The sequence below is a fragment of the Ruegeria sp. CDSA193 genome, assembly GCF_059611885.1.
This window is the reverse complement of sequence record NZ_JBXWPN010000004.1, coordinates 280110-304844: the sequence shown is the minus strand read 5'-3', so window position 1 is coordinate 304844 and position 24735 is coordinate 280110. Positions and strand designations below refer to the sequence as shown.

At 58.0% G+C, this 24735-nt stretch carries 26 protein-coding genes; 12 read left to right on the top strand and 14 right to left on the bottom strand.

Going from position 1 to position 24735, the window contains the following annotated elements; translation table 11 throughout:
• Positions 1-13: 13 nt before the first annotated feature.
• Complete coding sequence (locus AC2FLG_RS09655; RefSeq protein WP_496705991.1) at positions 14-1093, top strand: 2'-deoxycytidine 5'-triphosphate deaminase; 1080 nt, start codon at positions 14-16, stop codon at positions 1091-1093.
• On the opposite strand, the gene AC2FLG_RS09650 is transcribed toward AC2FLG_RS09655, so the two are convergent.
• The 6 genes from AC2FLG_RS09650 to argS all read right to left on the bottom strand — a co-directional run bounded on the left by AC2FLG_RS09650 (position 1094) and on the right by argS (position 6726).
• On the bottom strand, positions 1094-1336 hold the full coding sequence (locus tag AC2FLG_RS09650) for a hypothetical protein (RefSeq protein WP_496700497.1): 243 nt from the start codon (positions 1334-1336) through the stop codon (positions 1094-1096).
• A 64-nt stretch (positions 1337-1400) separates the two neighbouring features.
• The gene (gene scpB, locus AC2FLG_RS09645) at positions 1401-2048 is read right to left on the bottom strand and encodes an SMC-Scp complex subunit ScpB (RefSeq protein ID WP_281994496.1); all 648 of its coding nucleotides are present in this window, start codon (positions 2046-2048) and stop codon (positions 1401-1403) included.
• A complete protein-coding gene (locus tag AC2FLG_RS09640; RefSeq protein ID WP_142633343.1) occupies positions 2041-2835 on the bottom strand; it encodes a segregation and condensation protein A in 795 nt (264 codons plus the stop codon). The genes scpB and AC2FLG_RS09640 overlap by 8 nt, the downstream gene beginning before the upstream one ends.
• Positions 2825-3832: a beta-N-acetylhexosaminidase gene (gene nagZ / locus AC2FLG_RS09635; RefSeq protein ID WP_496700498.1), complete on the bottom strand. Its 1008-nt coding sequence runs from the start codon at positions 3830-3832 to the stop codon at positions 2825-2827. Before nagZ ends, AC2FLG_RS09640 begins: the two co-directional genes overlap by 11 nt.
• Positions 3829-4893, bottom strand: a complete 1065-nt coding sequence (locus tag AC2FLG_RS09630; protein ID WP_496705990.1) for an SPOR domain-containing protein — start codon at positions 4891-4893, stop codon at positions 3829-3831. Before AC2FLG_RS09630 ends, nagZ begins: the two co-directional genes overlap by 4 nt.
• Positions 4894-4980: 87 nt before the next feature.
• Positions 4981-6726: an arginine--tRNA ligase gene (argS, locus tag AC2FLG_RS09625; protein WP_496705988.1), complete on the bottom strand. Its 1746-nt coding sequence runs from the start codon at positions 6724-6726 to the stop codon at positions 4981-4983.
• Positions 6727-6857: 131 nt separating this feature from the next.
• Between argS and AC2FLG_RS09620 the strand changes: the two genes are divergently transcribed.
• Positions 6858-7409 (top strand): putative pterin-binding protein, encoded by a 552-nt coding sequence (locus tag AC2FLG_RS09620; protein ID WP_496705986.1) that lies wholly within the window; start codon positions 6858-6860, stop codon positions 7407-7409.
• On the opposite strand, the gene AC2FLG_RS09615 is transcribed toward AC2FLG_RS09620, so the two are convergent.
• On the bottom strand, positions 7391-8563 hold the full coding sequence (locus tag AC2FLG_RS09615) for a deoxyguanosinetriphosphate triphosphohydrolase (protein WP_496705984.1): 1173 nt from the start codon (positions 8561-8563) through the stop codon (positions 7391-7393). The two genes, AC2FLG_RS09620 and AC2FLG_RS09615, sit on opposite strands and share 19 nt — an antisense overlap.
• A gap of 75 nt (positions 8564-8638) precedes the next feature.
• On the opposite strand from AC2FLG_RS09615, the gene AC2FLG_RS09610 reads away from it, so the two are divergent.
• Positions 8639-8962: a HesB/IscA family protein gene (locus tag AC2FLG_RS09610; protein ID WP_142633331.1), complete on the top strand. Its 324-nt coding sequence runs from the start codon at positions 8639-8641 to the stop codon at positions 8960-8962.
• Positions 8963-9244: 282 nt separating this feature from the next.
• A complete protein-coding gene (gene xth / locus AC2FLG_RS09605) occupies positions 9245-10024 on the top strand; it encodes an exodeoxyribonuclease III (RefSeq protein ID WP_496705982.1) in 780 nt (259 codons plus the stop codon).
• 4 nt (positions 10025-10028) lie between these two features.
• Here xth and AC2FLG_RS09600 read toward each other — a convergent pair whose 3' ends face one another.
• The gene (locus AC2FLG_RS09600) at positions 10029-11180 is read right to left on the bottom strand and encodes an FAD-dependent monooxygenase (RefSeq protein WP_496705980.1); all 1152 of its coding nucleotides are present in this window, start codon (positions 11178-11180) and stop codon (positions 10029-10031) included.
• A gap of 70 nt (positions 11181-11250) precedes the next feature.
• Positions 11251-11673 carry an RNA polymerase-binding protein DksA gene (gene dksA, locus AC2FLG_RS09595; protein WP_142633326.1) on the bottom strand — a complete coding sequence of 141 codons (423 nt, stop codon included), beginning with the start codon at positions 11671-11673 and terminating at the stop codon, positions 11251-11253.
• A 373-nt stretch (positions 11674-12046) separates the two neighbouring features.
• Between dksA and AC2FLG_RS09590 the strand changes: the two genes are divergently transcribed.
• The 5 genes from AC2FLG_RS09590 (at position 12047) to AC2FLG_RS09570 (ending at position 16181) form a co-directional block, all read left to right on the top strand.
• Positions 12047-12892 carry an AAA family ATPase gene (locus tag AC2FLG_RS09590; RefSeq protein WP_496705978.1) on the top strand — a complete coding sequence of 282 codons (846 nt, stop codon included), beginning with the start codon at positions 12047-12049 and terminating at the stop codon, positions 12890-12892.
• A gap of 115 nt (positions 12893-13007) precedes the next feature.
• Positions 13008-13457, top strand: coding sequence for a GNAT family N-acetyltransferase (locus tag AC2FLG_RS09585; RefSeq protein WP_496701240.1), 450 nt, complete (start codon positions 13008-13010; stop codon positions 13455-13457).
• Positions 13454-14806: a DUF2927 domain-containing protein gene (locus AC2FLG_RS09580; protein ID WP_496701242.1), complete on the top strand. Its 1353-nt coding sequence runs from the start codon at positions 13454-13456 to the stop codon at positions 14804-14806. The genes AC2FLG_RS09585 and AC2FLG_RS09580 overlap by 4 nt, the downstream gene beginning before the upstream one ends.
• Before the next feature lie 16 nt (positions 14807-14822).
• A complete protein-coding gene (locus AC2FLG_RS09575) occupies positions 14823-14993 on the top strand; it encodes a hypothetical protein (protein ID WP_185956603.1) in 171 nt (56 codons plus the stop codon).
• 3 nt (positions 14994-14996) lie between these two features.
• Positions 14997-16181 carry a vWA domain-containing protein gene (locus AC2FLG_RS09570; RefSeq protein ID WP_281971955.1) on the top strand — a complete coding sequence of 395 codons (1185 nt, stop codon included), beginning with the start codon at positions 14997-14999 and terminating at the stop codon, positions 16179-16181.
• Between the two features lie 36 nt (positions 16182-16217).
• On the opposite strand, the gene AC2FLG_RS09565 is transcribed toward AC2FLG_RS09570, so the two are convergent.
• A complete protein-coding gene (locus AC2FLG_RS09565) occupies positions 16218-17702 on the bottom strand; it encodes an inorganic phosphate transporter (RefSeq protein WP_496691098.1) in 1485 nt (494 codons plus the stop codon).
• A 171-nt stretch (positions 17703-17873) separates the two neighbouring features.
• On the opposite strand from AC2FLG_RS09565, the gene AC2FLG_RS09560 reads away from it, so the two are divergent.
• Entirely contained in the window at positions 17874-18560 is a 687-nt protein-coding gene (locus AC2FLG_RS09560) for a M48 family metallopeptidase (RefSeq protein ID WP_496705976.1), read from the top strand.
• 71 nt (positions 18561-18631) lie between these two features.
• Here AC2FLG_RS09560 and AC2FLG_RS09555 read toward each other — a convergent pair whose 3' ends face one another.
• Genes AC2FLG_RS09555 through AC2FLG_RS09540 form a run of 4 tightly spaced genes read right to left on the bottom strand, consistent with a single transcriptional unit; the run spans position 18632 to position 23460 of the window.
• Positions 18632-19174: an RSP_2648 family PIN domain-containing protein gene (locus tag AC2FLG_RS09555; protein ID WP_496705974.1), complete on the bottom strand. Its 543-nt coding sequence runs from the start codon at positions 19172-19174 to the stop codon at positions 18632-18634.
• A complete protein-coding gene (locus AC2FLG_RS09550) occupies positions 19171-20373 on the bottom strand; it encodes an RSP_2647 family RNA methyltransferase (protein ID WP_496705972.1) in 1203 nt (400 codons plus the stop codon). The genes AC2FLG_RS09555 and AC2FLG_RS09550 overlap by 4 nt, the downstream gene beginning before the upstream one ends.
• Before the next feature lie 38 nt (positions 20374-20411).
• Positions 20412-20684: a hypothetical protein gene (locus AC2FLG_RS09545; protein ID WP_281971953.1), complete on the bottom strand. Its 273-nt coding sequence runs from the start codon at positions 20682-20684 to the stop codon at positions 20412-20414.
• Complete coding sequence (locus tag AC2FLG_RS09540) at positions 20671-23460, bottom strand: [protein-PII] uridylyltransferase family protein (protein WP_496705970.1); 2790 nt, start codon at positions 23458-23460, stop codon at positions 20671-20673. Before AC2FLG_RS09540 ends, AC2FLG_RS09545 begins: the two co-directional genes overlap by 14 nt.
• Before the next feature lie 282 nt (positions 23461-23742).
• Here AC2FLG_RS09540 and AC2FLG_RS09535 point away from each other — a divergent pair, with 282 nt between their 5' ends.
• On the top strand, positions 23743-24165 hold the full coding sequence (locus AC2FLG_RS09535) for a DUF2852 domain-containing protein (RefSeq protein ID WP_496695748.1): 423 nt from the start codon (positions 23743-23745) through the stop codon (positions 24163-24165).
• Between the two features lie 63 nt (positions 24166-24228).
• Positions 24229-24660 carry an RDD family protein gene (locus tag AC2FLG_RS09530; RefSeq protein ID WP_142635100.1) on the top strand — a complete coding sequence of 144 codons (432 nt, stop codon included), beginning with the start codon at positions 24229-24231 and terminating at the stop codon, positions 24658-24660.
• Positions 24661-24735 lie beyond the last annotated feature (75 nt).

Sequence of the window (24735 nt, the reverse complement as noted above, 5' to 3'; positions counted from 1 at the left end):
AGGGGGGATCGGAATGACCGGCGTATGCCCGAACCAGCAGATAGAGGCGATGATCGCTCGCAGTGAGATTACCGCAAGCCCAGAGGTCATCCCCGCCCAGATTCAACCCGCCAGCCTTGATTTGCGTTTAGGTACAGTTGCTTACCGGGTACGTGCCTCGTTTCTGGCAGGCGAAGGTCGCACCGTAGCCGAACGTTTGTCGGAATTTGAGATGCACCGCATCGATATCTCTGAAGGTGCTGTGCTGGAAAAGGGCTGTGTCTATCTAGTGCCGTTGATGGAATCGCTGGCCCTGCCCCAGGGGCTGAGCGCGGCCGCCAATGCAAAAAGCTCGACCGGGCGGCTGGACCTTCTGACGCGCACGATCACCGATGGCGGGACCGAGTTTGACCGGGTGCCTGCAGGCTACACCGGCCCCTTGTATGCCGAGATCTGCCCCCGCTCATTCTCGGTTCTGGTGCGTCCGGGAATGCGGCTGAACCAAATCAGGTTCCGGGAGGGACAGGCCGTGCTGAGCGATACCGATCTAAGCGCCCTGCACGCCGAATCCCCGCTGGTCGATGGCCCCGCTGTCATTCAGGACGGGCTTGGGTTCTCGGTGGACCTGCGGCTGCCCGACACTGATTTGGTCGGCTACCGCGCCAAACCTCATACCGGTGTCATTGATCTGGACCGGATCGGCGAATACGACCCGCAAGAATATTGGGAAGAAGTGCGTACCACTGATGGGCGCATCATCCTCGACCCCGGTGCGTTCTACATTCTGGTCAGCCGCGAGGCAGTGCATATCCCGCCGATGTATGCGGCTGAAATGGCCCCCTATCTGGCGATGGTCGGGGAATTCCGGGTGCATTATGCCGGATTCTTCGACCCCGGCTTTGGCCATGCGGCCGCAGGTGGCGAAGGATCACGCGGCGTGTTGGAAGTCCGCTGTCACGAGGCCCCATTTGTGCTGGAACACGGACAAGTCGTCGGACGGTTGGTGTATGAGCGGATGTCAGAGATGCCCACGCAGCTTTACGGGGCGGGCATCGCCTCGAATTACCAGGGACAGGGGCTGAAACTGTCCAAGCATTTCAAAACGGTAACCTGATCAGAACCGGATAAACCGGCGCATCTGATTGGCCACGCGTTGGGCTTGACGCATGTTCTGACGTTGGCGGTTTCCGTCCGCCTGCAACTGATCAGAGGCACCTGAGCTCTCGTGCGGCGGCTGCTCTTGCCCCGACTTCTGGCCCACGCGGCTGGCTATGTCGAACCCCTTGTCCACCCCTTTGATGACAAGCCGCCGCATGACCTGTCGCACGATCATGTCAATGATACGATTGGCATTCATTGCTCAACTCCGATTTCCAGGCTTCTAAATAGTCGATTTGTGCGGCAACAAAAGGGCCACGTGATCACTCTTCCTCGAACAGTTCGGTTTGATCTTCGTCTTCCTGCCCCTCTCCCAGTGGGATCGTTCCCGGAGGCGGTCTGTTCTCCAGCAAACCGGCAGCGCGCAATTCTTTCAACCCCGGCAAATCGCGGGCGTTCTCCAGCCCAAAGTGATCCAGAAACTGCGGAGTCACCACGAAAGTCACCGGACGGCCCGGCGTCATGCGACGACGACCCAGTCTGATCCACTCCATCTCCAACAGTTGGTCGATGGTCCCGCGCGAGACCGATACGCCGCGAATTTCTTCGATCTCGGCACGTGTACAGGGTTGGTGATATGCCACAATCGCCAGCGTTTCGATCGCGGCCCGGCTGAGCTTGCGGGTTTCAACCGTTTCTTTTTGCATCAGAAAACCCAAGTCTGGGGCAGTGCGAATGGCCCAGGATTCACCAACCTGAACCACACGAACACCACGCCCTTCATAGCGTTTCTTTAGCATTTCCACCGCCTGTGACGCGTCGCTGCCATGGGGCATCCGCACTTCTAGATCGGCAATCGTCACCGGCTCGGCACTGGCGAATAACACGGCCTCAACCATGCGTTCTTGCTCGGCCATAGGCGGGGCTTCGAACAGGGTGCCGGTACCTTCTTCCTGAGGCGCGTCAGTCACGGGATTGGGTCCTCTTGCGTAGTTGTATCGGAGCAAAAGTTTCGCTCTGCTGTATTTCCATATGCCCTTCTTTCACCAACTCAAGTGAGGCCGCAAAAGTAGCCGCCGTCGCGGACCGCCTGCGCACTGGGTCTGCATCCCAGCCTTCGGGCAGATAGGTCTCCATATCCGTCCAGGCTCCCGCAAAGCCGATCAGCGGGCGCATACGTTCCAGCGCCTGTTCCATCGTGAATACGGCGTCACGGTCCATGACAAAGGGGCGGAATTCGTCGCGGGTACGAATGCGGGCATAGCCCTGCATCAGGTCCAGCAGAGTGGCGGAATAGGTCACGGTGCGGATGCGCGTGACATCCTCGCCCTGCCCACGTTTGAAGAAATCGCGCCCCAGCTGATCGCGCCCCATCAATCGGGCGGCAGCATCGCGCATGGCCTGAAGCCGCTCGAGCTGAAACGCCAGATGCGCAGCCAGTTCTTCGCCCGAGGGGCCTTCGTCATTCGGATCCGGAGGCAGCAGCAAGCGCGATTTCAGAAAGGCCAGCCATGCCGCCATCACCAGATAGTCGGCGGCCAATTCGATCCGCAGCGCCCGCGCCTTTTCCACGAAGGACAGATATTGCTGCGCCAGCGCCAGAACCGAGATTTTGCGTAGATCAACCTTTTGCGTGCGCGACAGCATCAGCAGCACATCGAGCGGGCCTTCGAACCCGTCGACATCTACGATCAATGCCTCTGCCGCAAGGCGATCCGCGACCGAGACGGGGTCTTCGCTAAAAAGATTATCCGACATACACCTGCCCGCCCATTAGGCGAGAAAGTTCGGCTTCGGCGGCTTGGATGTCAAGTTCCTGCGGGGCTTTGCGCATCGCCAACGCGCGTTCAGCGCGTTTCTGTGCCTGTTCGGACATCTTTCCGGCGGTGCTCAGCACCTCAGCACGGGCATCAAAAGAGCCGTTGCAGTACAATACCACATCGCACCCGGCAGCTAGCGCCTGATTGGCAATCTCTTCTGGATTTCCGCTGAGGGCCTTCATCGAGATATCATCCGTCATGATCAGCCCGCCAAACCCGATCGATTTGCGGATCAGGCTGATCATGGTCCGAGAAATCGTAGCAGGTTGAGGGTCAATCCGGTCATAGACCAGATGCGCCGTCATCCCCATTGGCAGATCGTTCAAATCCCGAAACGGGCCGAAATCTGCTTCGGTCAGCTCCTCTTGCGTCAGATCGACATGGGGCAGGTCATGATGGCTGTCCAGCGTGGACAAACCATGACCCGGCATGTGTTTGAGCACCGGCAATACACCGCCATCCAAATGCCCCTCGGCAGCCGCACGACCGATCCGAGAAACCATTTTGGGATCAGATCCATAGCAGCGGTTTTTAAGGAACGGATGCGTCTCGTTCCGGGCCAGATCCACCATGGGGGCGCAGTTGCTGTCGATCCCAAGCTCGAACAGTTCATTCGCAATCAGGCGATAGCGCAGATACATAGCACGTTCGGCCTGCTCTCCGCTCTGGGCCACGTGATCCAACGGCGGCATCCATTCCCGTGCCAGCGGTGTGCGCAGTCGTTGCACACGTCCACCCTCTTGATCAACAGTGATCGGGCAGTTACGCCCCACAGCCTCGCGGAAATCGTCGCATAGGGCGCGCACCTGATCCGCAGACTCGATATTACGGGCGAACAGAATGAACCCGAATGGGTTCATCTCTCGGAACAGTTTTTTCTCGTCAGACGTCAGGCGCAGACCTTCAGCGTCGGTAATGACTGCGCCGAAACTCACCGCGCGGCAACCGGAATGCAATCAGCGCCTTCGGCCTGCAAAGCGGCACAGAATTGGCGCGAGTCGCTCAGATCGTCAAACCCCAGAACCCGAAGACGATAGAAGGTTCGCCCACCGCTTGAGGTTTTCTGTATAACACGCTGTTTTCCATCCATATAATCCCCGAATCGTCCATTCATTCGATCCCATTCCGAGCGCGCGACGTCCGAATTTTCATAGGCGCCAAGCTGGGCCATACGGGTGCCCTTGGTCAGAGTTTCAGGATCCACATCCAAGCCGACCGCAGCTTTGACCGCCGCGTTGATCGCGTCTTCGGTAGTGGTGTTTGACGTAATCGCGCTGCGCACACCACCAGCGGGGCGCAGGACCGGGCGCAGCGACCGGCGCACACCTGGCAAAGCTGCCAGTTCTGGGTCCGGTTGCGATGCAGCCAGATCAGCCGGATCAATAGCAGGCTCTTCCTCGGGGATGGTCAAAGAGGCCAACTGAAAACTTTGCTCGCCAACCTGATCGGAATTTTCCGCCTCTCCCGCCAGTTCAGCAACCAGTGTATCAACCGCGCCCTGGCGCATCTGTGTGGCCGTCCGGTCAGAGACGTTTTCCTGGTTCACATGTACGGCAGGTATCGGTTGCAACGGTGCCACCGGAGTATCTTCATCTGTCAGGGAAACCGGGCGCGGTGCAAGGATCAGCCGATCAGCAGGCGGCGCTGCTGTGCCCACTGCCGCAACCGTGTTCACGGCCAAACCCTGATGATCCGCCGGGGTGCCACCCGGGCTATCCGGCTGAATACGCATTGGTCCATCTAAGGACCGAACAACCGGTACGCCACTGACATCGCGCATTACCAAATTGTAACCCCAAACACCGATGCCAGCGACCAGCGCCAAAGATGCAACAGCACCCAGAGCACTAACAATACGACCAAAACCCGCAGGATGGGGCGTTTCGTCATATCCGTGCAAGTCATTAGGGAGGTCATACCCATCCTGAGGATGAGATTGATTCGTATAATGCATCTGCTCGGGGCGCATTTGCCCCGGGTAATCGTAACTTGCCATGTCCGCCTCACCGCCCGTTTAGCGCCAAAAATAAGGCGCGCGGGTCATTTCTTGCCTACCTCGTACCGGCGGTTCGGACGGTGTTGTTCACCGCATCTCCTGCGCCGGGGTAACGCCAAGAATACCCAAGCCTGCTGAAATCACAACAGAAACGGACCGGGCCAGTGCGATTTTTGACTGGCTTGTGGCAACATCGCCATCCTGAATAAACCGCAGCTGGGTTTCATCGTTGCCCTTGTTCCAAAGCGCGTGGAAATCCCCTGCAAGTTCATACAGATAGAAGGCAACGCGGTGGGGTTCATTGGTACGTGCGGCGATCTCAACCAGACGCGGCCATTCGGCCAGCTTCTTGGCAACAGACAGCTCAGAGGCATGGTCGATCTTACCCAGATCGGCGCTTTTAAGCGCTGGGTCCTGCGCGTCGATCCCGGCCTCAGCTGCACGGCGCAGAACACTCATCACGCGGGCATGGGCATATTGGACGTAGAAAACGGGGTTCTCGCGGCTTTGCTCCAACACCTTGTCAAAGTCAAAATCCAGGGCAGCGTCATTCTTGCGGGTCAGCATCACGAAGCGGGTCACATCCGGGCCAACCTGATCGACCACATCACGCAATGTGACGAAGTTCCCTGCCCGCTTGGACATCTTGAACGGCTCGCCGTTCTTCCACAGTTTCACCAACTGGGTTAGCTTGATATCCAGCGGTACCTTGCCATCGGACAGAGCCGATACTGCGGCCTTCATCCGTTTGACATAGCCACCGTGGTCAGCGCCGAACACATCGATCAACGCGTCAAACCCACGGGTCACTTTGTCATAGTGATAGGCGATATCCGGGGCAAAATAGGTCCAGCTCCCGTCCGATTTCTTGACCGGGCGATCCACGTCGTCGCCATGCTCGGTCGATTTGAACAGGGTCTGCTCACGTGGTTCCCAATCTTCGGGCTTTTTGCCCTTGGGCGGTTCCAGCACGCCCTCATAGATCAGGCCCTTGTCGGTCAGGGATTGCAACGCAGCTTCAATCCGACCCGTGCCATAGAGCGACTTTTCCGAGAAGAACACATCCATCTCAACGCCCAGCGCCTTCAGGTCGGCGCGGATCAGGTCCATCATCGCGTCTGTCGAAAACTCGCGCAGTTCTTCCAGCCAGTCGCTTTCTGGTTTGTCGATCAGGCTGTCACCGTATTTCTCTTTCAGCGCCTCGCCAATCGGGATCAGATAGTCGCCAGGATACAGGCCTTCGGCAATCTCGGGGCTCAGCCCGTTTGCCTCGCGGTACCGTTCATAGGCCGAGCGCGCCAGCACATCGACCTGCGCACCGCCATCGTTGATATAGTATTCACGGGTCACGATATGGCCGGAATAGGCCAGCAAGCTTGCCAGCGCATCGCCAAACACCGCGCCCCGCGTATGACCCACATGCAAGGGGCCGGTCGGGTTGGCCGAGACGTATTCCACGTTCACCTTCTGCCCATGCCCCATGGTCGAGCGGCCATAATCCGTGCCCTGTTGCAGCACCGCAGCCAGAACACCCTGCCAGACTGATGGCGCCAACCGCAGGTTCAAGAACCCCGGCCCGGCAACCTCTGCACTTGTGATCCGATCATCCTCTGCCAGCTTTCCAGCCAGCGCATCGGCAATGTCGCGCGGCTTCATCTTGGCGGGCTTTGCCAGCACCATCGCCGCATTCGTTGCCATATCGCCATGCGCCGCATCACGTGGAGGCTCGACCGCCACGTTGTCAAAGCTCAACCCTTCGGGCAGCACGCCTTCGGACTGCATCTGTGCCAACGCGTCCAGCACGAGGCTGCGGATCTCGGAAAACAGGTTCATTTCGAATGTCCTTTTGCTTGCCCGGCGGTTTACCACGCAACACCGCAAGGTCAATGGAGGCATTCAATTTGCGCTTGGATAAAGACCCCTCCCCGCTAAGGTCTGTCAGATACACCTAAACGGAGAATCCCATGCGTTTTGCCCTGCCCCTTGGTCTGATTTTGTCGACCGCCCTTCCGGCTTTTGCTGAAATGCCTGCCCCGCAAGGCCATGTGCTGGTCACCCTTGGCGGCGCGGTTGGGGAAACCAACCTGCCCGCGCGCGGCGAGAATGACGGCGGCTTGCTGGGATATCTGGAGGTCACCCATGACGGGGCAGCTGGCTTTGACGCGGCATTGCTGGATAGTTTGGATCAGGTCGAGATCACAATTCCCTACGGCCCCGAGGACAACCAGCGCGACATCACCTTTAGCGGACCGCTTTTGTCGGATGTGATGGTCATAGCCGGTGCCGAAGGTAAAACGGCCAAACCGATGGCAATGGACGGGTATCAAGCCGAAATTCCCTGGCATAGTATCTCGACCTATCAGCCTATCCTCGCCACCCACGCCGACGGCGCCCCCATGGGGATCGGAGGGTATGGCCCAACGATGATCGTCTTCCCACCCACCGACGACGCTGAGGCGGCGCAGGATCAGACGGGCCAACAAGTCTGGGCTTTGGCCTATATCGGGGTCGAGTGATCCGCCGGTATCGGGTGGCCAGTCAGTCTGGCATGATCCTGTAGCGCAAACCTGTCGGTCATCCCGGCAATATAGTCCGATACGATCCGGGCTAAGGCAGTCTCATCCTCAGCCTCTTCAATGTCCGCGTGCCAGCGCGCGGGCATTTGCTTCGGATCGCCAAGGTAGATTGGAAACAAATCCTCGACCACTTTGCTGACCTCGGCGCGCACCGTCATCACCGACGGCGCCCTGTACATCCGCGAAAACAGGAAAGCGCGAATTTCCTTCAGTTGCGCCCAAAGGCCTGTTGAGAACTGAATGACCGGATAGCCAAGATGCCGGATCTCTTCGACGCTCTGGGCACCGGACCCTGCGATCAGAGCCCGAGACGTGTCGATCACGTCCGACACCATAACCCCAAACACCCGCCGCAATGCCTCATGCCGACGGCGATAGGGGTCGAGGCCCGGGTACTTGCGATCCACCTCCGCATAACAGTCGCCCACGATCGGCAGTCGCTGAATGTCCTCGTCGCTGAACAACTCCGCCCTCAGCCCGTCCAACAGGTCATGATTGTTATAGGCGATGTCGTCAGACAAGGCCGCCACCTGCGCCTCTGCGCTTGCGTGCGTGTGCAGTTCAAGATTAAACGCCGCATTGCACTCCGCCAGCGCCCAAGGCAGTTCCCCTTCCACCGGTCCGTTATGTTTTGCAATGCCTTCCAGGGTTTCCCACGTAAGGTTGCACCCATCGAACTCGGCATAATGACGCTCAAGCCGGGTCACGATCCGGATGGCCTGCGCGTTATGATCGAACCCACCATACGGCTGCATGATCTCATGCAAAGCATCCTCGCCAGTATGTCCGAACGGCGTGTGGCCAAGATCATGAGCCAGGGCAACCGCTTCGGTCAGTTCTGGATTCAAACCCAAGGCCCCGGCAATCGTCCGCGCCACCTGCGCGACCTCAATCGAATGGGTCAACCGGGTCCGATAGCTATCCCCTTCGTGCTCAACAAAAACTTGGGTCTTGTGCTTGAGCCGCCGAAAGGCGCTGGCATGAATGATCCGGTCCCGGTCGCGCTGAAAGCATGACCGGAAACTGCTTTCTTCCTCTGGCACCAACCGCCCTCTTGCGCGGTCGGGATTCGAGGCAAAACCTGCTCTGTCCAACGGTCTGTCCTTGTCGCCTGTCCTTGGGCTTTCTATATGGTAGAGTGGTTAAGAAATAAACCTTTGGAGTTTGGCATGAATCTGCCCCCGACAGTTACAGAACGCGCCTTTGACCGCCTTGCCGAGATCGGCGCGGCCGATCAGGGTCAAGCCCTGCGTGTCGCTGTCGAAGGCGGCGGGTGTTCGGGCTTTCAGTACGAAATTGCATTGGACAAACCCAAAGACGACGATTTGGTTCTTGAGGGTAAGGGGCAGAAAGTCATTGTCGACGCAATCTCACTGCCGTTTCTTGAAAATGCGGTGATTGATTTCACGCAAGAACTGATCGGCGCACGCTTTGTTATCGAAAACCCAAACGCCACCTCCTCCTGCGGCTGCGGCACTTCGTTTTCAATGTGATCACCCGTGGGGGTTTCACCCCCACACCCCCAAGGTATTTCTAGCCAGATGAAGCAGGGATCCGCTCTCCGATTTCTAGACCGGAGAGCTTCACCTGGCGCGGTCATCGGCGCCTCCGCCTGTACCGCCAGCTGATTTTCGGAGATTCTGGTTAACGGTCCGTTTCTTCATCTGGCCAAAAATACCTCGGAGCGCGAGGCAGCGCCTCGCAAACCTGTTCTCCGCCTTGCCGTTGGGCCCGTTCTGGGCGATAGGTTGCCAAGGACTGTCGGAGGGTCGCGCATGAAAATCGCCACATTCAACATCAACGGCATCAAGGCGCGGGCCGAAGCATTTCCGCGTTGGCTGGATGATGCCCAGCCCGATGTTGTGCTGCTGCAAGAGATCAAGTCTGTCGACGATAACTTCCCCAGAGAGATCTTTGAGGCGCGCGGGTACAACGTGGAAACGCACGGTCAGAAAAGCTTTAACGGCGTTGCCATTCTGTCAAAGCTACCGCTCGAGGACGTCTCGCGGGGTTTGCCCGGTGATGATGAGGATGAACAGGCCCGCTGGATCGAGGCCACGGTCGTCGGCAAACAGGCGCTGCGTATCTGTGGGCTCTATCTACCAAACGGCAACCCCACCCCGGGGCCAAAATACGACTACAAACTTGCCTGGATGGAGCGGCTCTATCATCGGGCCCGCGACCTGATGAACAGTGAAGAACCCGCTCTGATGGCAGGTGATTACAACATCATTCCCCAGGCCGAAGACGCAGCGCGTCCCGATGCCTGGCGCAAGGATGCATTGTTTCGCCCTGAAAGCCGGGCCGCATTTCGGAAAATTCTGAATCTCGGCTTCACCGAGGCCTTTCGCGCTGGCACGCAAGGTCCGGAACATTATTCATTCTGGGATTATCAAGCGGGTGCGTGGAACCGAAATGACGGGATTCGTATTGATCATTTCCTTCTGACCCCTCAGGCCGCTGACCTGTTGCGCGATTGCAAAATCGATTCCGAAATTCGGGGGCACGAAAAACCGTCAGATCATGTTCCGGTTTGGATAGATCTAGATCTGTAATCGGCTAAGCCGTGGCATCGAACTCATAGATCCAATCATATTTTCGGCCCAACCGCGATCCAACTGCCATCAACGCCAGTTGCGCCCCGACACGCATAGGGCCACGTAGATGGAAGTTGCGCGCGTTGGCTCCAGCGGCAGCGACCACACGAGTTGCCCGCTGGCGACGGGTCGCTTCATAGGCGGCCAGTGCTTGCGAAACGCCGGATTGTTCTTCGAAAGACCGCCCCAGAGTCCAGGCATCTTCTAGTGCAAGGCAAGCACCTTGGGCCATGAAAGGCAGCGTCGGATGAGCTGCGTCGCCCAAAAGCGCCACACGCCCATTCTGCCAGCATTCAGCAACAGGGCGCAGGAACAATGCCCAGATATTCGGGTCCTGAACCTCTTGCAAAATCTCTTTGACCAAGCCGCCAAAACCTGCAAATCGCGCCTTCAGCTCTTCGGGGTCACCGCGCAGACGCCAGCCTTCTTCCTGCCAGTCAGACCTCTCTTCGATTGCCACGATGTTCATCAGGGTCTGATCGCGCAAAGGATACGTCACTACATGCCGTCCCGGCCCCATGGTTAGCACAGCGCAAGGGTTCTTGTTGCGTCGGTCCCATGGAATCGTCGCGCGCCAGGCAACCTGATGTGTGAATTTCGGTGTTTCCTTGCTAGTCAGGTCAGCACGAATTGCACTTTGGCCGCCGTCCGCGGCGACTGCACAATCAACCCGAAATCTCGCCCCCGTATCGAGGATAATTTCGGCCTCGGACGGGTGCTTTCGCACCCGTTCCACACGCGCACCAAGGTGAAACTCTACCCCTTTTTGAACCGCCGCTTTGTAGAGAAGATCAAGCAGGTCAGCGCGATGGTAATAATAGGTAGGCCCGGCAGAGGGTGGCACGATTTTGCAGACCAGCCGCCCTGCCCGGTAATCACGAAGGACCGTTCCATGGGACAAAAGCCCAGCCTCGGGCGTGTCCGCAACAACCTTCAGCGCACGCAGCACAGCCATCCCGTTGGCGCTAATCTGAAGGCCCGCGCCAACCTCGGTCAATTCTGGTGCCTGCTCAAACACGGTCACCACGGCGCCGCGCTGTCGCAGGGTCAAAGCAGCCGCGAGGCCGCCAATGCCACCTCCGACTATGCCGATTTTCGATCCGCTGATGTTCATGTCACCGGCTTAACGCAAAAACGCCGGAGCAAAAGGCCCCGGCGTCTATGTTATCAGATTTTCCCAGCGATCAATCGTCGCGGTGGACCTTTTCGCGACGCTCATGCCGTTCCTGCGCCTCAAGCGTCATGGTCGCGATTGGGCGCGCATCCAAACGTTTCAGCGAAATCGGATCACCGGTCATCTCGCAATAGCCGTACTCGCCTTCATCAATCCGGCGCATGGCAGAATCGATCTTGGCAACCAGCTTGCGCTGACGATCGCGGGTGCGCAGTTCCAGCGCGCGATCGGTTTCTTCGCTTGCGCGGTCAGCGACATCCGGAATGTTACGGGTGTTGTCCTGCAGCCCTTCGATCGTATCGCGGCTGCCAGCCATTAGTTCGTTTTTCCAATCCAGCAGCTTGCGACGAAAATACTCTAGCTGCCTGTCATTCATAAATGGTTCGTCTTCAGCTGGACGGTAATCTTCAGGCAGAAAAACTTCCTGCTTCATTTTTGCTCCCTCGGTGTGGCCTGCAACGCCGGTCACTCTCTCATTACCTGACATGCGGCAATCCCCTTCTGCGGAGCGTTTATCTGACAGCGCAGTAATTGTCACTATGCAAACGTCGCCCCGGCGCCGCGCCATTGCGCGTGATCTAAATACGTCCAACCAAACAACAAAACCTTGTTTTTCTGTGAAAATTAACTGACCATTTCAGGGCAACTCCAAAAAGACGGCACCGGATGTTAGCGCACGAATCAACCAAAAGCATTGTAGTTACTCGGCAATTTCCCTTCATGCGACGCAGCGACCTGGCTTGTCAAAATTTCTGCTGCGCGGTAACCCCAAGGGCGCATTTCGCGCGACACTTGATGAGGGGCCAATGACCGCACGTTTCCAAGGAACAGCCGAATACGTCGCCACAGACGATCTGACCATTGCGGTAAATGCCGCGGTGACGCTGGAACGTCCCTTGCTGGTCAAAGGTGAGCCGGGAACTGGCAAGACCGAGTTGGCCAAGCAGGTGGCCGGAGCGTTGGGGCTGCGGATGATCGAGTGGAACGTGAAATCCACCACCCGCGCGCAGCAGGGACTGTATGAATACGATGCCGTCAGTCGTCTGCGCGACAGCCAGTTGGGTGAGGAGCGCGTGCACGACGTGTCGAACTATATCCGCAAGGGTAAATTGTGGCAGGCCTTTGAAACCGATGAAAAGGTCGTGTTGTTGATCGACGAGATCGACAAGGCCGATATCGAATTTCCGAACGATCTGCTGCAAGAGCTCGATAAGATGGAGTTCCACGTCTACGAGACCAGCGAAACGATCCGCGCCAAGAACCGTCCGATCGTCATCATCACATCGAACAATGAAAAGGAACTGCCCGACGCCTTCCTGCGCCGGTGTTTCTTTCACTATATCCGGTTCCCTGATGAGGCCACGATGCGCCGCATCGTCGAGGTACATCATCCCGGCATCAAAGATGCGCTTTTGTCAACGGCTCTGACCCAGTTCTATGAGATTCGCGAAACTCAGGGCCTGAAGAAAAAGCCATCAACCTCAGAGGTGCTGGACTGGCTCAAGCTGCTGCTGGCCGAGGACCTGACCGCCGAAGACCTCAAGCGCGATGGCGCCAATGCCCTGCCCAAACTGCACGGTGCGCTGCTTAAGAATGAACAGGACGTGCACCTGTTCGAACGCCTGGCATTCATGGCCCGCAACAAACGCTGAGCCGGTAAACCCTCGGTGATCGCCGCTTGCCTTAGCAAGTCTCGGATGCAAGCATTGGTCTCAGGTTGCCCGGCATGTCCGGGCAATTTACCATCAGACCCAACGGGACTCAGCAATGCCAGAAACAGTAACAATTCGAGCCTTGCATCCGACTGATCGCGAGGACTGGGCGGATATGTGGCGGGATTATCTGGCGTTTTATGAAACCACGGTTCCGGATTCCGTCTATGACAGCACTTTCTCGCGATTGCTGGGGGATGATCCGAACGATTTTTCGTGTTTCGTCGCGCAGGCCGACGGAGGGCTTGTGGGTTTGACCCACTTTCTGTTCCACCGCCATGCCTGGAAGGAAGAAAGCGTGTGCTACTTGCAGGACCTATTCGCCCGCCCCGAGGCGCGCGGCTTGGGGGTCGGTCGCGCTTTGATTCAGGCCGTTTACGACGAAGCGGATCGGCAAGGTGCACCGTCTGTCTATTGGCTGACGCAGGATTTCAACCATACCGCGCGAAAGCTCTATGACAGGATTGGCAAACAGACACCTTTCATCAAGTATCAGCGCCCATGACGCGATGGCTCGCAATCTTGATCAGCTTTGTCCTGACCGCATGCGCCACGATTGAGCCTGCCGAAAGCCCATCCGAGATTGTGGACGTCGAACCACCCCTGCCCCCTGCCAAGTCCTTTACGCGTGCATACCCCTCGCCTCCGGCGCGGTCGAATGAAAACATGGCAGCGGATTTCATCTCTCTGCATTTCGCACTGGAAGGGGGTACGGCACTGCCTGTTTTTACGCGGTTCGAAACCCCGATCACGGTGCGGTTGACCGGGGCTGCGACGCCCTCGCTTCAAAAGGATCTGGGCCGCCTGCTGACCCGTCTGCGCACTGAAGCCGGGATAGACATCAAACAGATCAAGGACGGTCAGGCCAACATCACGATCGCGGCGGTCAGTCAAAAAGAGATTCAGGCCATCCTGCCTCAGGCTGCATGTTTCGTGGTACCCAATGCCTCAAGCCTTGCGGAGTACCGCCGGGATCGGTTCAAACAGAAAAGCAGCTGGACCAAACTGAGCAGCCGTCAGCGACTGGGCATCTTCATTCCCGCCGATGCAAGTCCGCAGGAAAAACGTGACTGCCTGCACGAAGAGATCGCACAGGCGCTTGGCCCGCTGAATGACCTGTATCGCCTTCCGGACTCGGTATTCAACGATGACAATATCCACACGGTCCTGACCGGGTTCGACATGTTGATCCTGAAGGCCGCATATTCATCCCAACTGCACAGCGGTATGACACGTGAACAGGTCGAAACGGCCATACCCGAAATTCTCTCGCGTCTGAATCCGCGCGGTGATACGGTGCCGGTACAGCCCATGTCGGAAACTCCACGAGCCTGGATTTCAGCAATTCAGAAATCCTTGCAATCCAGTCGCAGCCAGCAATCGCGCATGAGGCAGGCCCGCAAGGCAGCCCGAATTGGCAAGGAACAAGGTTGGACCGATCACCGGCGCGCTTACCCTCATTACCTGATGGGCCGCATGGAACAGTTCGATGATCCGCAAGAGGCGTTGCGCCAATATGATATTGCCCTGCAGTTTCTGCGCGCTACACCGGGCACGGAATTGCATCAATCCTACATCACGACCCAACTGGGCGCCTTTGCGCTTTCGCAAGGCAATGGGCCAGAGTTCCTGCCCGAAATCGACGACGCTATTAACGTGATGACACGGGCTGAGAACGCCTCGCAGCTTGCAACGTTGTTGTTGCTGAAAGCCGAGGTCCTGAATGAAATAGGCCGTTCCGCAGAGGCACGTTCCGTCAGGCTGGACAGTCTGAGATGGGCACGATACGGCTTTGGCTCGGATGTAGTGGCCCGGTCGCTTATGCAGGACGTCGCAGAAGGACCAGTCAATTAACGGGGGCGATTAACGCATGATAGTGGTTCTGGGACTGGCGGTGCTGGGTGCGCTCCTTGGGGCGCTGACCGCGCGCAAACGCAACGGCAGCGGCGCTGATATCGCGCAATATGCAGCCGGATATGGAATCGCCTTTGCGCTGGTCGGGCTTATCCTGTCCTTGGTTCTGGTTCGCTTTGTGGTGTAGCCCATGTTTGTTCCCTTTTTCGAAAACCTTCGCAAAGCCGGTATCCCCGTATCCCTGCGGGAATATCTGACCTTTCTGGAGGGTATGAAAAAGGGGCTGGCAACCTATGATGTCGAGGCGTTCTATTACCTCGCCCGCGTGTCGATGGTGAAGGACGAACGCAATATCGACAAGTTCGACCGCGCTTTTGCCGCCAGCTTTGAAGGGCTGGAACAGATCGGGTTCGAACAGGTCCTCGAAGCCGTCGACATCCCTGCCGAATGGCTGGCGAAGATGGCGGAAAAGCACCTCAGCGAAGAGGAAAAAGCCGAGATCGAGGCCCTTGGCGGATTCGACAAGCTGATGGAGACGCTGAAAGAGCGGCTCAAGGATCAGCAAGGCCGCCATCAGGGTGGCAACAAATGGATCGGCACCGCCGGAACCTCGCCCTTCGGGGCCTATGGGTACAATCCCGAAGGCGTGCGGATCGGTCAGAAGGAAAGCCGCCATCAGCGCGCGGTCAAGGTCTGGGACAAGCGTGAGTTCAAGAACCTCGACGACACGGTCGAACTGGGCACGCGCAACATCAAGGTCGCGCTGAAACGCCTGCGCCGCTGGGCCCGCGAGGGTGCGGCGGAAGAGCTTGATCTGGACGGCACCATCCGCGCAACAGCCGAGCATGGATATCTAGACGTCAAAACCCGGCCCGAACGGCACAATGCCGTCAAGGTTCTGTTGTTTCTGGACGTCGGAGGCTCAATGGACCCACATATCAAAGTGGTGGAAGAGCTGTTCTCGGCCGCAAGAACCGAATTCAAGCATCTGGAATATTACTACTTCCACAACTGCCTGTACGAAGGTGTCTGGCGTGACAACATCCGCCGCTGGGACCAGCAGACGCCGACCCATGAGGTGTTGCGCACCTATGGTCCCGATTACAAATGCATCTTCGTCGGTGACGCCTCGATGAGCCCTTATGAGGTCGCCTATCCCGGCGGTGCCAATGAACATTGGAACCAGGAGGCTGGCCAGATCTGGCTGCAGCGGGCACGCGACCAATGGGCATCGAACCTGTGGATTAACCCAGTGCCTGAGAAGTATTGGGAATATACCCACTCAATCGGAATGATCCGCGAGATTTTTCAGGATCGGATGGTGCCGATGACTCTGGCCGGGCTGGAAAAAGGAATGCGCGAGCTGACGCGATAACGCCAGCCCGCGGATCAGGTTCTGCCGAGGCCGGGATTACCCGGCGATGGCCTGAATGCCCAGAAACAAAACACCCGACAACACAGCCGCCGCGGGCACGGTAATAATCCAGGCTGCAATAATCGTCATAAAGTGCGAGCGGCGCACCAGCTTGCGCCGGCGGCGTTCTTCCGGTGCCAGAACCGTCCGCTCAGGCACTGTAATGCGGGCTTTACGCAGCCGTCTTTCAGCATCCCATTCACGGAAGAAGCCGACACCAAAGACGGCACCCACTGCAATATGGGTCGAGCTTACGGGAAGACCCAGCCAACTGGCCACGATAACGGTGATGGCTGCGGACAGCGCAACGCAATAGGCACGCATCGGGTTAAGTTTGGTTATTTGGCTGCCAACCATTCGGATCAGTTTTGGCCCAAACAGGAACAGGCCAAACGAAATGCCAAAGGCGCCGATGATCATGACCCAATAGGGAATACTGATCGCCTGGGTGAAATCACCCGAGGCAGAGGCTTGCACGATGGCCGCCAAAGGCCCAACGGCATTGGCCACATCATTGGCCCCATGTGCAAAGCTCAGCAATGCGGCGGATACGATCAGAGGGATGCCGAACAATACTTTGAGGGATTTATTGCGGTTCTCCAGACCTTCGGATTGACGCCGAATAACCGGAATCATCACGGCCCAGACCAGCCCACCACAGGCGGCCCCGATCAACAAAGCCGTGCCGAGGTCGATTTTGACGATCTTCTTGAGCCCCTTCAGCGCCAGATAGCTGGCAAAAGCCGCTGCCATGATACCAACCAGCATCGGCACCCATTTCCGGGCCGCTGCGATCTTGTCGTCCTGATAGATAATCCGCGACTTGATGAACCAGAGAAATCCTGCGGCGACCAGACCGCCAAGCATCGGCGAGATAACCCAGCTGGCCGCGATCTTGCTCATCGTCCCCCAGCTCACTGCGCCAAAACCGGCTGCGGCGATCCCTGCCCCCATGACGCCTCCGACAACCGAGTGGGTCGTGGACACCGGCGCTCCGACCCAGGTCGCCAGGTTGACCCAAAGCGCCGAAGACAACAAAGCCGCCATCATCGCCCAGATGAATACAGTCTGCGTTCCCATGCTTTCAGGAGCGATAATGCCCTTCGCGATCGTGGAAACAACGTCACCTCCAGCGATCAGCGCGCCGGCACTTTCGAATATGGCAGCAATCGCGATGGCGCCTCCCATGGTCAGCGCATTGGCCCCGACCGCCGGTCCCATATTGTTGGCAACATCATTGGCCCCGATATTCAGCGCCATATATGCCCCAAACATTGCCGCAAGTACTACGATCAGCGTGTTGTTGCCTTGTCCGAACAGGAAGGCTGCCACAAGACCTGCGACAACGATAAAAGAAAGCGCGATGCCAGACCCGACAAATGGGCGACCCACCTGGGAGGTTGCCACTTCTAGCCGAGAAAAGCGTCTAAGGTCGCGGTCAAGCGTTTCCAGGTGACGGGCTTCGTGGTCATTGTTGGACATTGTGTGTTCTCCGACGAGTTCCCGTGCGGATAAGGCGGCAGGCGGCGTTTTTCAACAGTTAGAATCCTAATGAACCCAGTTTCCACTGCGTCATGGTAGCTTGGAGACCTTTCAGGCCCACGGAAACGCTGATGCCTTGCCCTTGTGTCTGCTTATCCCCATATCAGAACCATGCTCCGAATTACTCCGATTCTTCTGGCGGTTCTGTATGCCGTGGTGATGTACCGGATCTCGGTCTGGCGCACCCATCGCGAGCTTGACCTGAAATCGACCGAACTGGCCGATCCCGCCCTCAAGCGTATGACTGACCGGCTGGCGGCGGCGCTGGGGATCGAGAGGGTTCCGGTCTATATATATGAAATCGACCCGGTGAACGGGCTTGCGGCGCCGGATGGACGAATATTCATCACACGCGGGTTTTATCGCAAGTTCCTCAATGGCGAGGTTTCCGCCGAAGAGATGGCGAGCGTCATCGCACATGAACTGGGGCATGTGGCCTTGGGTCATGCACGGCGACGGATGATTGATTTTTCTGGACAGAATGCGTTGCGGACAGCCTTGATGCTGCTTCTGAGCCGGTTCATCCCATTCATCGGTGCGATGATTGCAAACGCGCTGACTGCGCTTTTGGCGTCGCGCCTGTCACGTGGGGATGAATATGAAGCAGATGAATATGCCGCCGCCCTGCTAACCAAAGCCGGAATCGGCATCGGCCCGCAAAAGTCTCTGTTTCACAAACTTGAGGATTTGACGCAGCAACGCGCGGGCGTTGTACCCGCCTGGTTGATGAGCCATCCCAAAACGGATGAGCGGATTGCGGCGCTGGAAGTGCTTGAGCAGCGTTGGGCGCTTGGCTGAGGCTCGGCGGCGAGAGGCCAGCCTCTCGCGCCCTCTGAGGTAATTTTAGCCAGATGAAGCAGGGATCCCACTTAGCTGGCGAGCGCTTTGCCCAGACGCGGCAGGCGGGCTTTTTTCATCAATCCACGCAAAGTCCATGTATCGCCTGACAGACGGTTTGCTTCGGCCAGTACCTGCTGTGCAAGCTGGTCCAGCCCTTGCGGGTCGTTATACCAGAAACCATACAGCAGACTGTCAGGGTCACGCCGCTCAAGCTCTTCTTCTGCAAGAATATTTCTGGGGAAATCCTTGGCGTTGACCGTGACGATGATATCCGCTGACGCGGCTACTGCAGTGGCCAAAACGTGGATATCTGCTGCGTCCGGCAGCCAGAGCCGAGCCTGCAGACCGTCATTGGCTGGGCGTTCTGCCTTGGGCCATTTGACCTGCGTCAGGGCAATCTCGGCACGGGCCTGCGCCTCGCCCTCGGGGCCCAGCTTGCGTGCGGCGCGGGCCCATTCCTCGAGGATGCGCGCCGACCATATAGGGGTGAAATGACCTAGTCGGGCGGTGCCCAACAGCATCTCACGCATCACCGTTGGATAGATGACGCAGGTATCGAGTACAGCCTTCATAACCGGTAGAACACGGCCTTGAGGTAACCGCTTTCAGCCAGCTGCGGCAGTTGCGGGTGATCGGGCCCGGCAAAGCCGGTATGGATCAGTTGGGCTGAGCGCCCGGCGCGCCCGATGCCACGGGATGAGGCGTCGCGGAAGCGGCTCAGATCAGCAGCGTGCGAGCAAGAGCATAAGCCCAGATATCCGCCCGGCTTGACCAGTGTGGCGGCCAATCGCGCAATGCGTTCATAAGCCCGCAGCCCTGCATCCAGCGCCTGCCTTGATGGTGCAAAGGCGGGAGGATCACAGATAACGACGTCGAATTTAGCGCCTTCGTCGTTCAACTGAGCCAACACATCAAAGGCATCGCCTTGGCGCGTGTCGAATTGATCGGCAAAGCCAGAAGCCTCGGCCCCTTTTGCGGCCAACTCCAATGCCGCGGCCGACCCATCGACCGACAGCGCCTGTCCGGCGCCACCCGCCAGCATCGCCAACCCGAACCCTCCGACATGGCTGAAGACATCCAGTACCTGTGCCTTGGGTTGAACCAGCTGCGCAGCAAAGGCGTGATTGGGGCGTTGGTCATAGAACAGGCCGGTTTTCTGACCGCCCGCCAAATCCGCCATATAGGTTGCACCGTTCATCAACACGGGCAAAGGCGCATCCGGGACAGTGCCGCGCAAGGTCAGGTTGACATCATCCAACCCTTCCAGACCGCGTGTCCGGCCCGAGGCGTTTTTCAGCACGGTCGTCACGCCGGTCACAGCGACCAGCGCGTCGGTCAACATATCCAGATGCGCCTCGGCCCAGGCAGCGTTGGGCTGGATCACACAGGCCTCACCGAACCGGTCGATGATGACACCCGGAAAGCCATCCGCCTCGGCATGGATCAGGCGGTAAAAGGGCGAGTCAAACAGGCGTTCGCGCATATCAAGCGCGCGGCGCAGACGGGTTTCGAACCAATCAGCCGTCAGCTCGGCGTCAGGATCGCGGTCCAGCACACGGCACATGATTTTCGATTCAGGATTGACCGCCACCAACGCGATCGGCGCGCGATTTTCATCCTCGAGCACGGCCAGCGCGCCAGCAGGGATTTTGCGCGTGCGACGGTCGGTGACAATGTCATTGGCATAGACCCACGGGAAGCCATGGCGCAGGCCGCGCGCATTGGCTTTGGGTTTCAGGCGGATACGGGGACGGACTGCAGTTTGGGTCATGGCGACCTCATAGTCGCGAACGCGCCGAGGGGAAAGCCCTAGCGGTTGCGAGACCGCCAACCACCGCGCCGTTTCGGCGCCTGAGCAGATTGCAACCCTTCGGTCAGCACCTGTGTCATTGGGTGATCGGCCTCATCTTTGGCATAGATGGCGTGCAGGTCAGACAGGGCTTGCCTCTGATCACGCCCCTCCGGAAGGCTTAACGCCCAGTCCAGAAAGATACTGCGACATTCGGGCAATGTGATGCCATCGATGCGATAGGCCTCGCGGATCAGGCCTTTGTGATCGTTCGGATCGTCATTGCGCGGCATCTTTATCCTCCTGAATCACGCGGCCGATAATTTCGGCGGCGATATCGTAGCTTTCCTGCAACGCGGCCTGCAACTGTTCTACCTGCTCATACCCGGTGGCCCGACACAGGAAGGCGGAACCGCCCTCTCCGATTTTATCGGCCTCGATAACCTTACCTGACAACAGCCGAGCTGCGCATTGCACAGACCAGCATAGATCGTAGCAATCCTTCAACGTTTGCGCCTGAGCGACATCCAAAAGCGCGGCTGCGACTGCACCGTCCAACCCGGCATGTACATCGCGCTTTGCAACACCGGACAGTAAAGCGCCTGTTTCGGCCATCAGCTCTATGTCCATCATGCGTCCGGCCCCATTCTTGGCATCCCAAATACCGGCGGGGGTTTTCGCGGCTGCCAGACGCGCGCGCATTTCGGCAACTTCGCGCAAAACCTGCGCCTGATCGCGGGAGCGCGAAACAAGCTCTGTTCGAAAGCTCTCGATATCGTCGGCCAGTGAGGGCTCACCGGCGACGGGGTTTGCGCGTGTCAGGGCAAGGTGTTCCCACACCCAGGCCTCATTCTGCTGATAGTTCGTGAAGCTGGCCCAACTGGTCGCCACCGGCCCCTGATTGCCCGAGGGGCGCAGCCGCATGTCGACCTCATAAAGTCGCCCCTGCGACATCGGGGCCGACAGCGCCGTGATCAGTGCCTGCGTGAACCGGGCATAGTAGGTCCGCGTGGCAAGAGGCCGTGGGCCCTCGGACATGTCCTGATCCAGCGGGTCGTAGATCACGATCATATCCAGGTCAGATTGCGAGTTGATCCGCCCTGCCCCCAGGGATCCCATGCCCAGCACAGCGGCACCGCGACCAGGTGCGGGCCCGTGTTTGCTGGTGAACTGGTCCACAACACATGGCAGGATCGCAGCGATTACCGCGCTTGCAAGTTCGGCATATTGCTGCCCCGCCTGCACGCCTTCGATCAACCCGCGCAGATGGTGTACCCCAATACGAAAATGCCATTCCTTGCACCAGCGCCGCGCCAGATCAAGCTGGCTTTCGTAGTCCTGCTCCTGCGAGAGTTCTCGCTCCAATTCGCCCTGCAGCACCGTCCGGCCCGGCCAGTCGTCAAAGAAGCTGCCGCCAATCACCGCATCAAAGACCGAGGCGTTGTGCGACAAATGCGCGGCCAATGCATGCGACGTGCCTACTATATCGACAAGCAGGTCGATAAGCTGCGGGTTGGCCTCGAACAGAGAAAACAGCTGCACGCCCGCAGGCAACCCGCGAAGGAACCCGTCCAGTGCCAGCAGCGCCTCATCCGGTTGGGCGGTTTTGGCAAGACGCGTCAGCAGCTCTGGTTTCAGCCGTTCGAAAATCCGCGCCCCGCGCTGAGAACGCAGTGATGGGTAGGTCGTCCAGCGCGCCAATATGCTTTCGTCAAATTCAACTTCTGGCAAAGGTGCACGGGCTGTCGGGCCGGGGGCGAAAAAACCTTCGGTCAACTCATGAACCTCGGTCAGTCGCCGTTTCAGATCCGCAGTCAGATCGGCGCTATCAATCCCCATCAGGCATGCAATCCGCTCAATCCCGTCCGAGGATTGCGGAATCTTATGGGTCTGCGCATCATGGATCATCTGAATGCGGTGTTCGACTTCGCGATGCGCGCGGTAGTGATCGGTAAGCTTTTCAGCCACGTCCTCGGGCACCCACCCTTTGCCGGCCAAAGCCGCCAAACCCGGTACAGTGCCACGCACGCGCAGGTCCGTATCGCGACCTCCGGCAATCAACTGTCGGGTCTGAGTGAAGAATTCAATCTCGCGTATCCCGCCTTGCCCTAGTTTCATATCATGACCCGGAATGGTCAGCGCACCGCCTGTCCCTTTGTTTTCGCGGATACGCAAGCGCATGTCATGGGCATCCTGAATAGCCGCGAAGTCCAGATGCCTTCGCCAGATGAAGGGGCGGAGCGTATCCAGGAAACGCTGCCCCGCAGCGATATCGCCAGCGCAGGGACGCGCTTTGATATATGCGGCGCGCTCCCAAGTGCGGCCCAGACTTTCATAGTACCGTTCGGCAGCTTCCGCAGCCAGACAAACTGGCGTCACCGCAGGGTCAGGCCGCAGCCTTAGATCCGTGCGAAATACATATCCATCCGCTGTCTTGTCACTGAGTGTGGCGCAGAAATTCCGTGTCGCCCGGACCATCCCTTGCCGCGCTTCATAGAAATCGTCCGGATCATAGCGCGTTTCGTCAAACAAAACGATCAGGTCGATATCAGAGCTGTAGTTCAACTCATGCGCACCCATCTTGCCCATGGCCAATATGATCATCCCCGCGGCAGAGGCGACATCATCTTCGGTCATCCCAGGCAATTTACCTCGCCGGATCAAGGTTGCAATCTCGGCCTTGGCGGCAACATCCGCTACCATGGCCCCGAAATCGGTTAGTGCCCCTGTAACTTTTTCCAACGGCCACGCCCCTGCCAGATCCGCCAGGGCGGTCAACAGCGCCAAACGCCTCTTGGCCTGCCTCAGCCCCGGCCTGAGTTGATCCGCAGGCAAGGCCCTTGCGGTTTCCATAACGGATGCAAGCATCGCGTCCGGTTGCGCCAAAGCTTGCGGTAGCCAGTCGGCTTCCAGATCAATCAGGCCTTTGAGATAGGGGCTGGAGCCCGCAGCCCCTGCGATCAGTTCCCCCTGCTCAGGTGTAATGCCACCCACTGCATCGCGCGCTTCGGAACCAAGTGAAGGATCAAAGGCGCGCGGTACACGGTTGACGGCAAGAAGTCCTGTCATTTCATCTCCGATGACGTGGTTTCAGTATTTCTCTGGCCAAATATCTGACCCGACATTGCAACAATTTGGCGCTTAACTCAAAACAGCGCCGCAGCAGACAACCCAGCCAATGTTTGAAAGAAACCGTGGTGCGTTAGACTGAAATTGCGCTTGTTCAGATGTCAGGTCAACCATCCGAAATTCAGAAATGTAAATCATTTTCACATTGACCTCTTGTAACTGGGTTTGGTGCCCCCATCTATTCAATGTGAAAACAATTTACATCTAACCCGGAGAGCACCAATGACCGCATTGACCGAACACGCCGTCCCTGAAAACCCGGGATGGCTCAGCCGCGCAGAAGCCTGGCTTGACGATAAAGGCAAAGGGGCCTGGATCGCAGCCATGGTCCTTGGCTTTATCTTTTTCTGGCCCGTCGGCCTGGCCCTTCTGGCCTACATGATCTGGAGCAAACGTATGTTCAACAAATCCTGCAGCCGTCGCAAATCCTGGCACAGCCACATGAGCGCAATGAAGCCCTCGGGCAACAGCGCATTCGACGCCTACAAGTCCGATACTCTGGCTCGGCTGGAGCGTGAGCAACAGGAATTCGAAGCGTTCCTGCATCGTCTGCGCGAAGCGAAAGACAAGGCCGAATTCGACCAGTTCATGGATGAACGCGTCCGCGAGAACCGCGAAAGCGACGAATCCGGCGATAACGCCTGATCGACCTTGCCCTGTTCCGACAATCGGGACAGGGTATTTGAAACATCTACCGGAATGACCCGTATGCACTCTTTGCCAGACCCGAACCGGCAGCCCGAGTTTTACCAGTCCGTCACGACCAAACGGTTCCTGGCCTGGCTGTTCGATATCGCCTTTATTTCGCTGCTTTGTACCGTCGCCATCGTCCTGACCCTCGGGCTCGGCGTACTGATACTCGCCCTGATTTATGCGGTGGTCAGTTTTGTCTATCGCGTCGTCACAATCGCCAACGGCTCGGCCACTCTGGGTATGCGTTTCATGGGGGTCGAACTACGCGACGCTTTTGGTGAACGAATGGACACAGGTAAAGCGGTCGCACACACAGCCGGTTATTTTGTCAGCATGGCATTTCCGGTGCTGCAAATCATTTCAGTCATCATGATGCTGACCGGCGCGCGCGGCCAGGGCCTGACTGACACCCTTCTCGGCACGGTTATGATTAACCGTCGCGCTTAAAAGACTGTCGCGTGAATCACTTGGCGGCTCCGGGAACGGTTGTTATCATCCCGTTTCAGGAACCATAGGACATTC

Coding starts and splice junctions, on each gene's coding strand:
- AC2FLG_RS09655 (WP_496705991.1), top strand. CDS start 14: ATGACCGGCGTATGCCCGAACCAGCAGATAGAGGCGATGATCGCTCGC.
- AC2FLG_RS09650 (WP_496700497.1), bottom strand. CDS start 1,336: ATGAATGCCAATCGTATCATTGACATGATCGTGCGACAGGTCATGCGG.
- AC2FLG_RS09640 (WP_142633343.1), bottom strand. CDS start 2,835: ATGTCGGATAATCTTTTTAGCGAAGACCCCGTCTCGGTCGCGGATCGC.
- AC2FLG_RS09630 (WP_496705990.1), bottom strand. CDS start 4,893: ATGGCAAGTTACGATTACCCGGGGCAAATGCGCCCCGAGCAGATGCAT.
- argS (WP_496705988.1), bottom strand. CDS start 6,726: ATGAACCTGTTTTCCGAGATCCGCAGCCTCGTGCTGGACGCGTTGGCA.
- AC2FLG_RS09620 (WP_496705986.1), top strand. CDS start 6,858: ATGCGTTTTGCCCTGCCCCTTGGTCTGATTTTGTCGACCGCCCTTCCG.
- AC2FLG_RS09610 (WP_142633331.1), top strand. CDS start 8,639: ATGAATCTGCCCCCGACAGTTACAGAACGCGCCTTTGACCGCCTTGCC.
- xth (WP_496705982.1), top strand. CDS start 9,245: ATGAAAATCGCCACATTCAACATCAACGGCATCAAGGCGCGGGCCGAA.
- AC2FLG_RS09600 (WP_496705980.1), bottom strand. CDS start 11,180: ATGAACATCAGCGGATCGAAAATCGGCATAGTCGGAGGTGGCATTGGC.
- dksA (WP_142633326.1), bottom strand. CDS start 11,673: ATGAAGCAGGAAGTTTTTCTGCCTGAAGATTACCGTCCAGCTGAAGAC.
- AC2FLG_RS09590 (WP_496705978.1), top strand. CDS start 12,047: ATGACCGCACGTTTCCAAGGAACAGCCGAATACGTCGCCACAGACGAT.
- AC2FLG_RS09585 (WP_496701240.1), top strand. CDS start 13,008: ATGCCAGAAACAGTAACAATTCGAGCCTTGCATCCGACTGATCGCGAG.
- AC2FLG_RS09580 (WP_496701242.1), top strand. CDS start 13,454: ATGACGCGATGGCTCGCAATCTTGATCAGCTTTGTCCTGACCGCATGC.
- AC2FLG_RS09575 (WP_185956603.1), top strand. CDS start 14,823: ATGATAGTGGTTCTGGGACTGGCGGTGCTGGGTGCGCTCCTTGGGGCG.
- AC2FLG_RS09570 (WP_281971955.1), top strand. CDS start 14,997: ATGTTTGTTCCCTTTTTCGAAAACCTTCGCAAAGCCGGTATCCCCGTA.
- AC2FLG_RS09565 (WP_496691098.1), bottom strand. CDS start 17,702: ATGTCCAACAATGACCACGAAGCCCGTCACCTGGAAACGCTTGACCGC.
- AC2FLG_RS09560 (WP_496705976.1), top strand. CDS start 17,874: ATGCTCCGAATTACTCCGATTCTTCTGGCGGTTCTGTATGCCGTGGTG.
- AC2FLG_RS09555 (WP_496705974.1), bottom strand. CDS start 19,174: ATGAAGGCTGTACTCGATACCTGCGTCATCTATCCAACGGTGATGCGT.
- AC2FLG_RS09550 (WP_496705972.1), bottom strand. CDS start 20,373: ATGACCCAAACTGCAGTCCGTCCCCGTATCCGCCTGAAACCCAAAGCC.
- AC2FLG_RS09545 (WP_281971953.1), bottom strand. CDS start 20,684: ATGCCGCGCAATGACGATCCGAACGATCACAAAGGCCTGATCCGCGAG.
- AC2FLG_RS09540 (WP_496705970.1), bottom strand. CDS start 23,460: ATGACAGGACTTCTTGCCGTCAACCGTGTACCGCGCGCCTTTGATCCT.
- AC2FLG_RS09535 (WP_496695748.1), top strand. CDS start 23,743: ATGACCGCATTGACCGAACACGCCGTCCCTGAAAACCCGGGATGGCTC.
- AC2FLG_RS09530 (WP_142635100.1), top strand. CDS start 24,229: ATGCACTCTTTGCCAGACCCGAACCGGCAGCCCGAGTTTTACCAGTCC.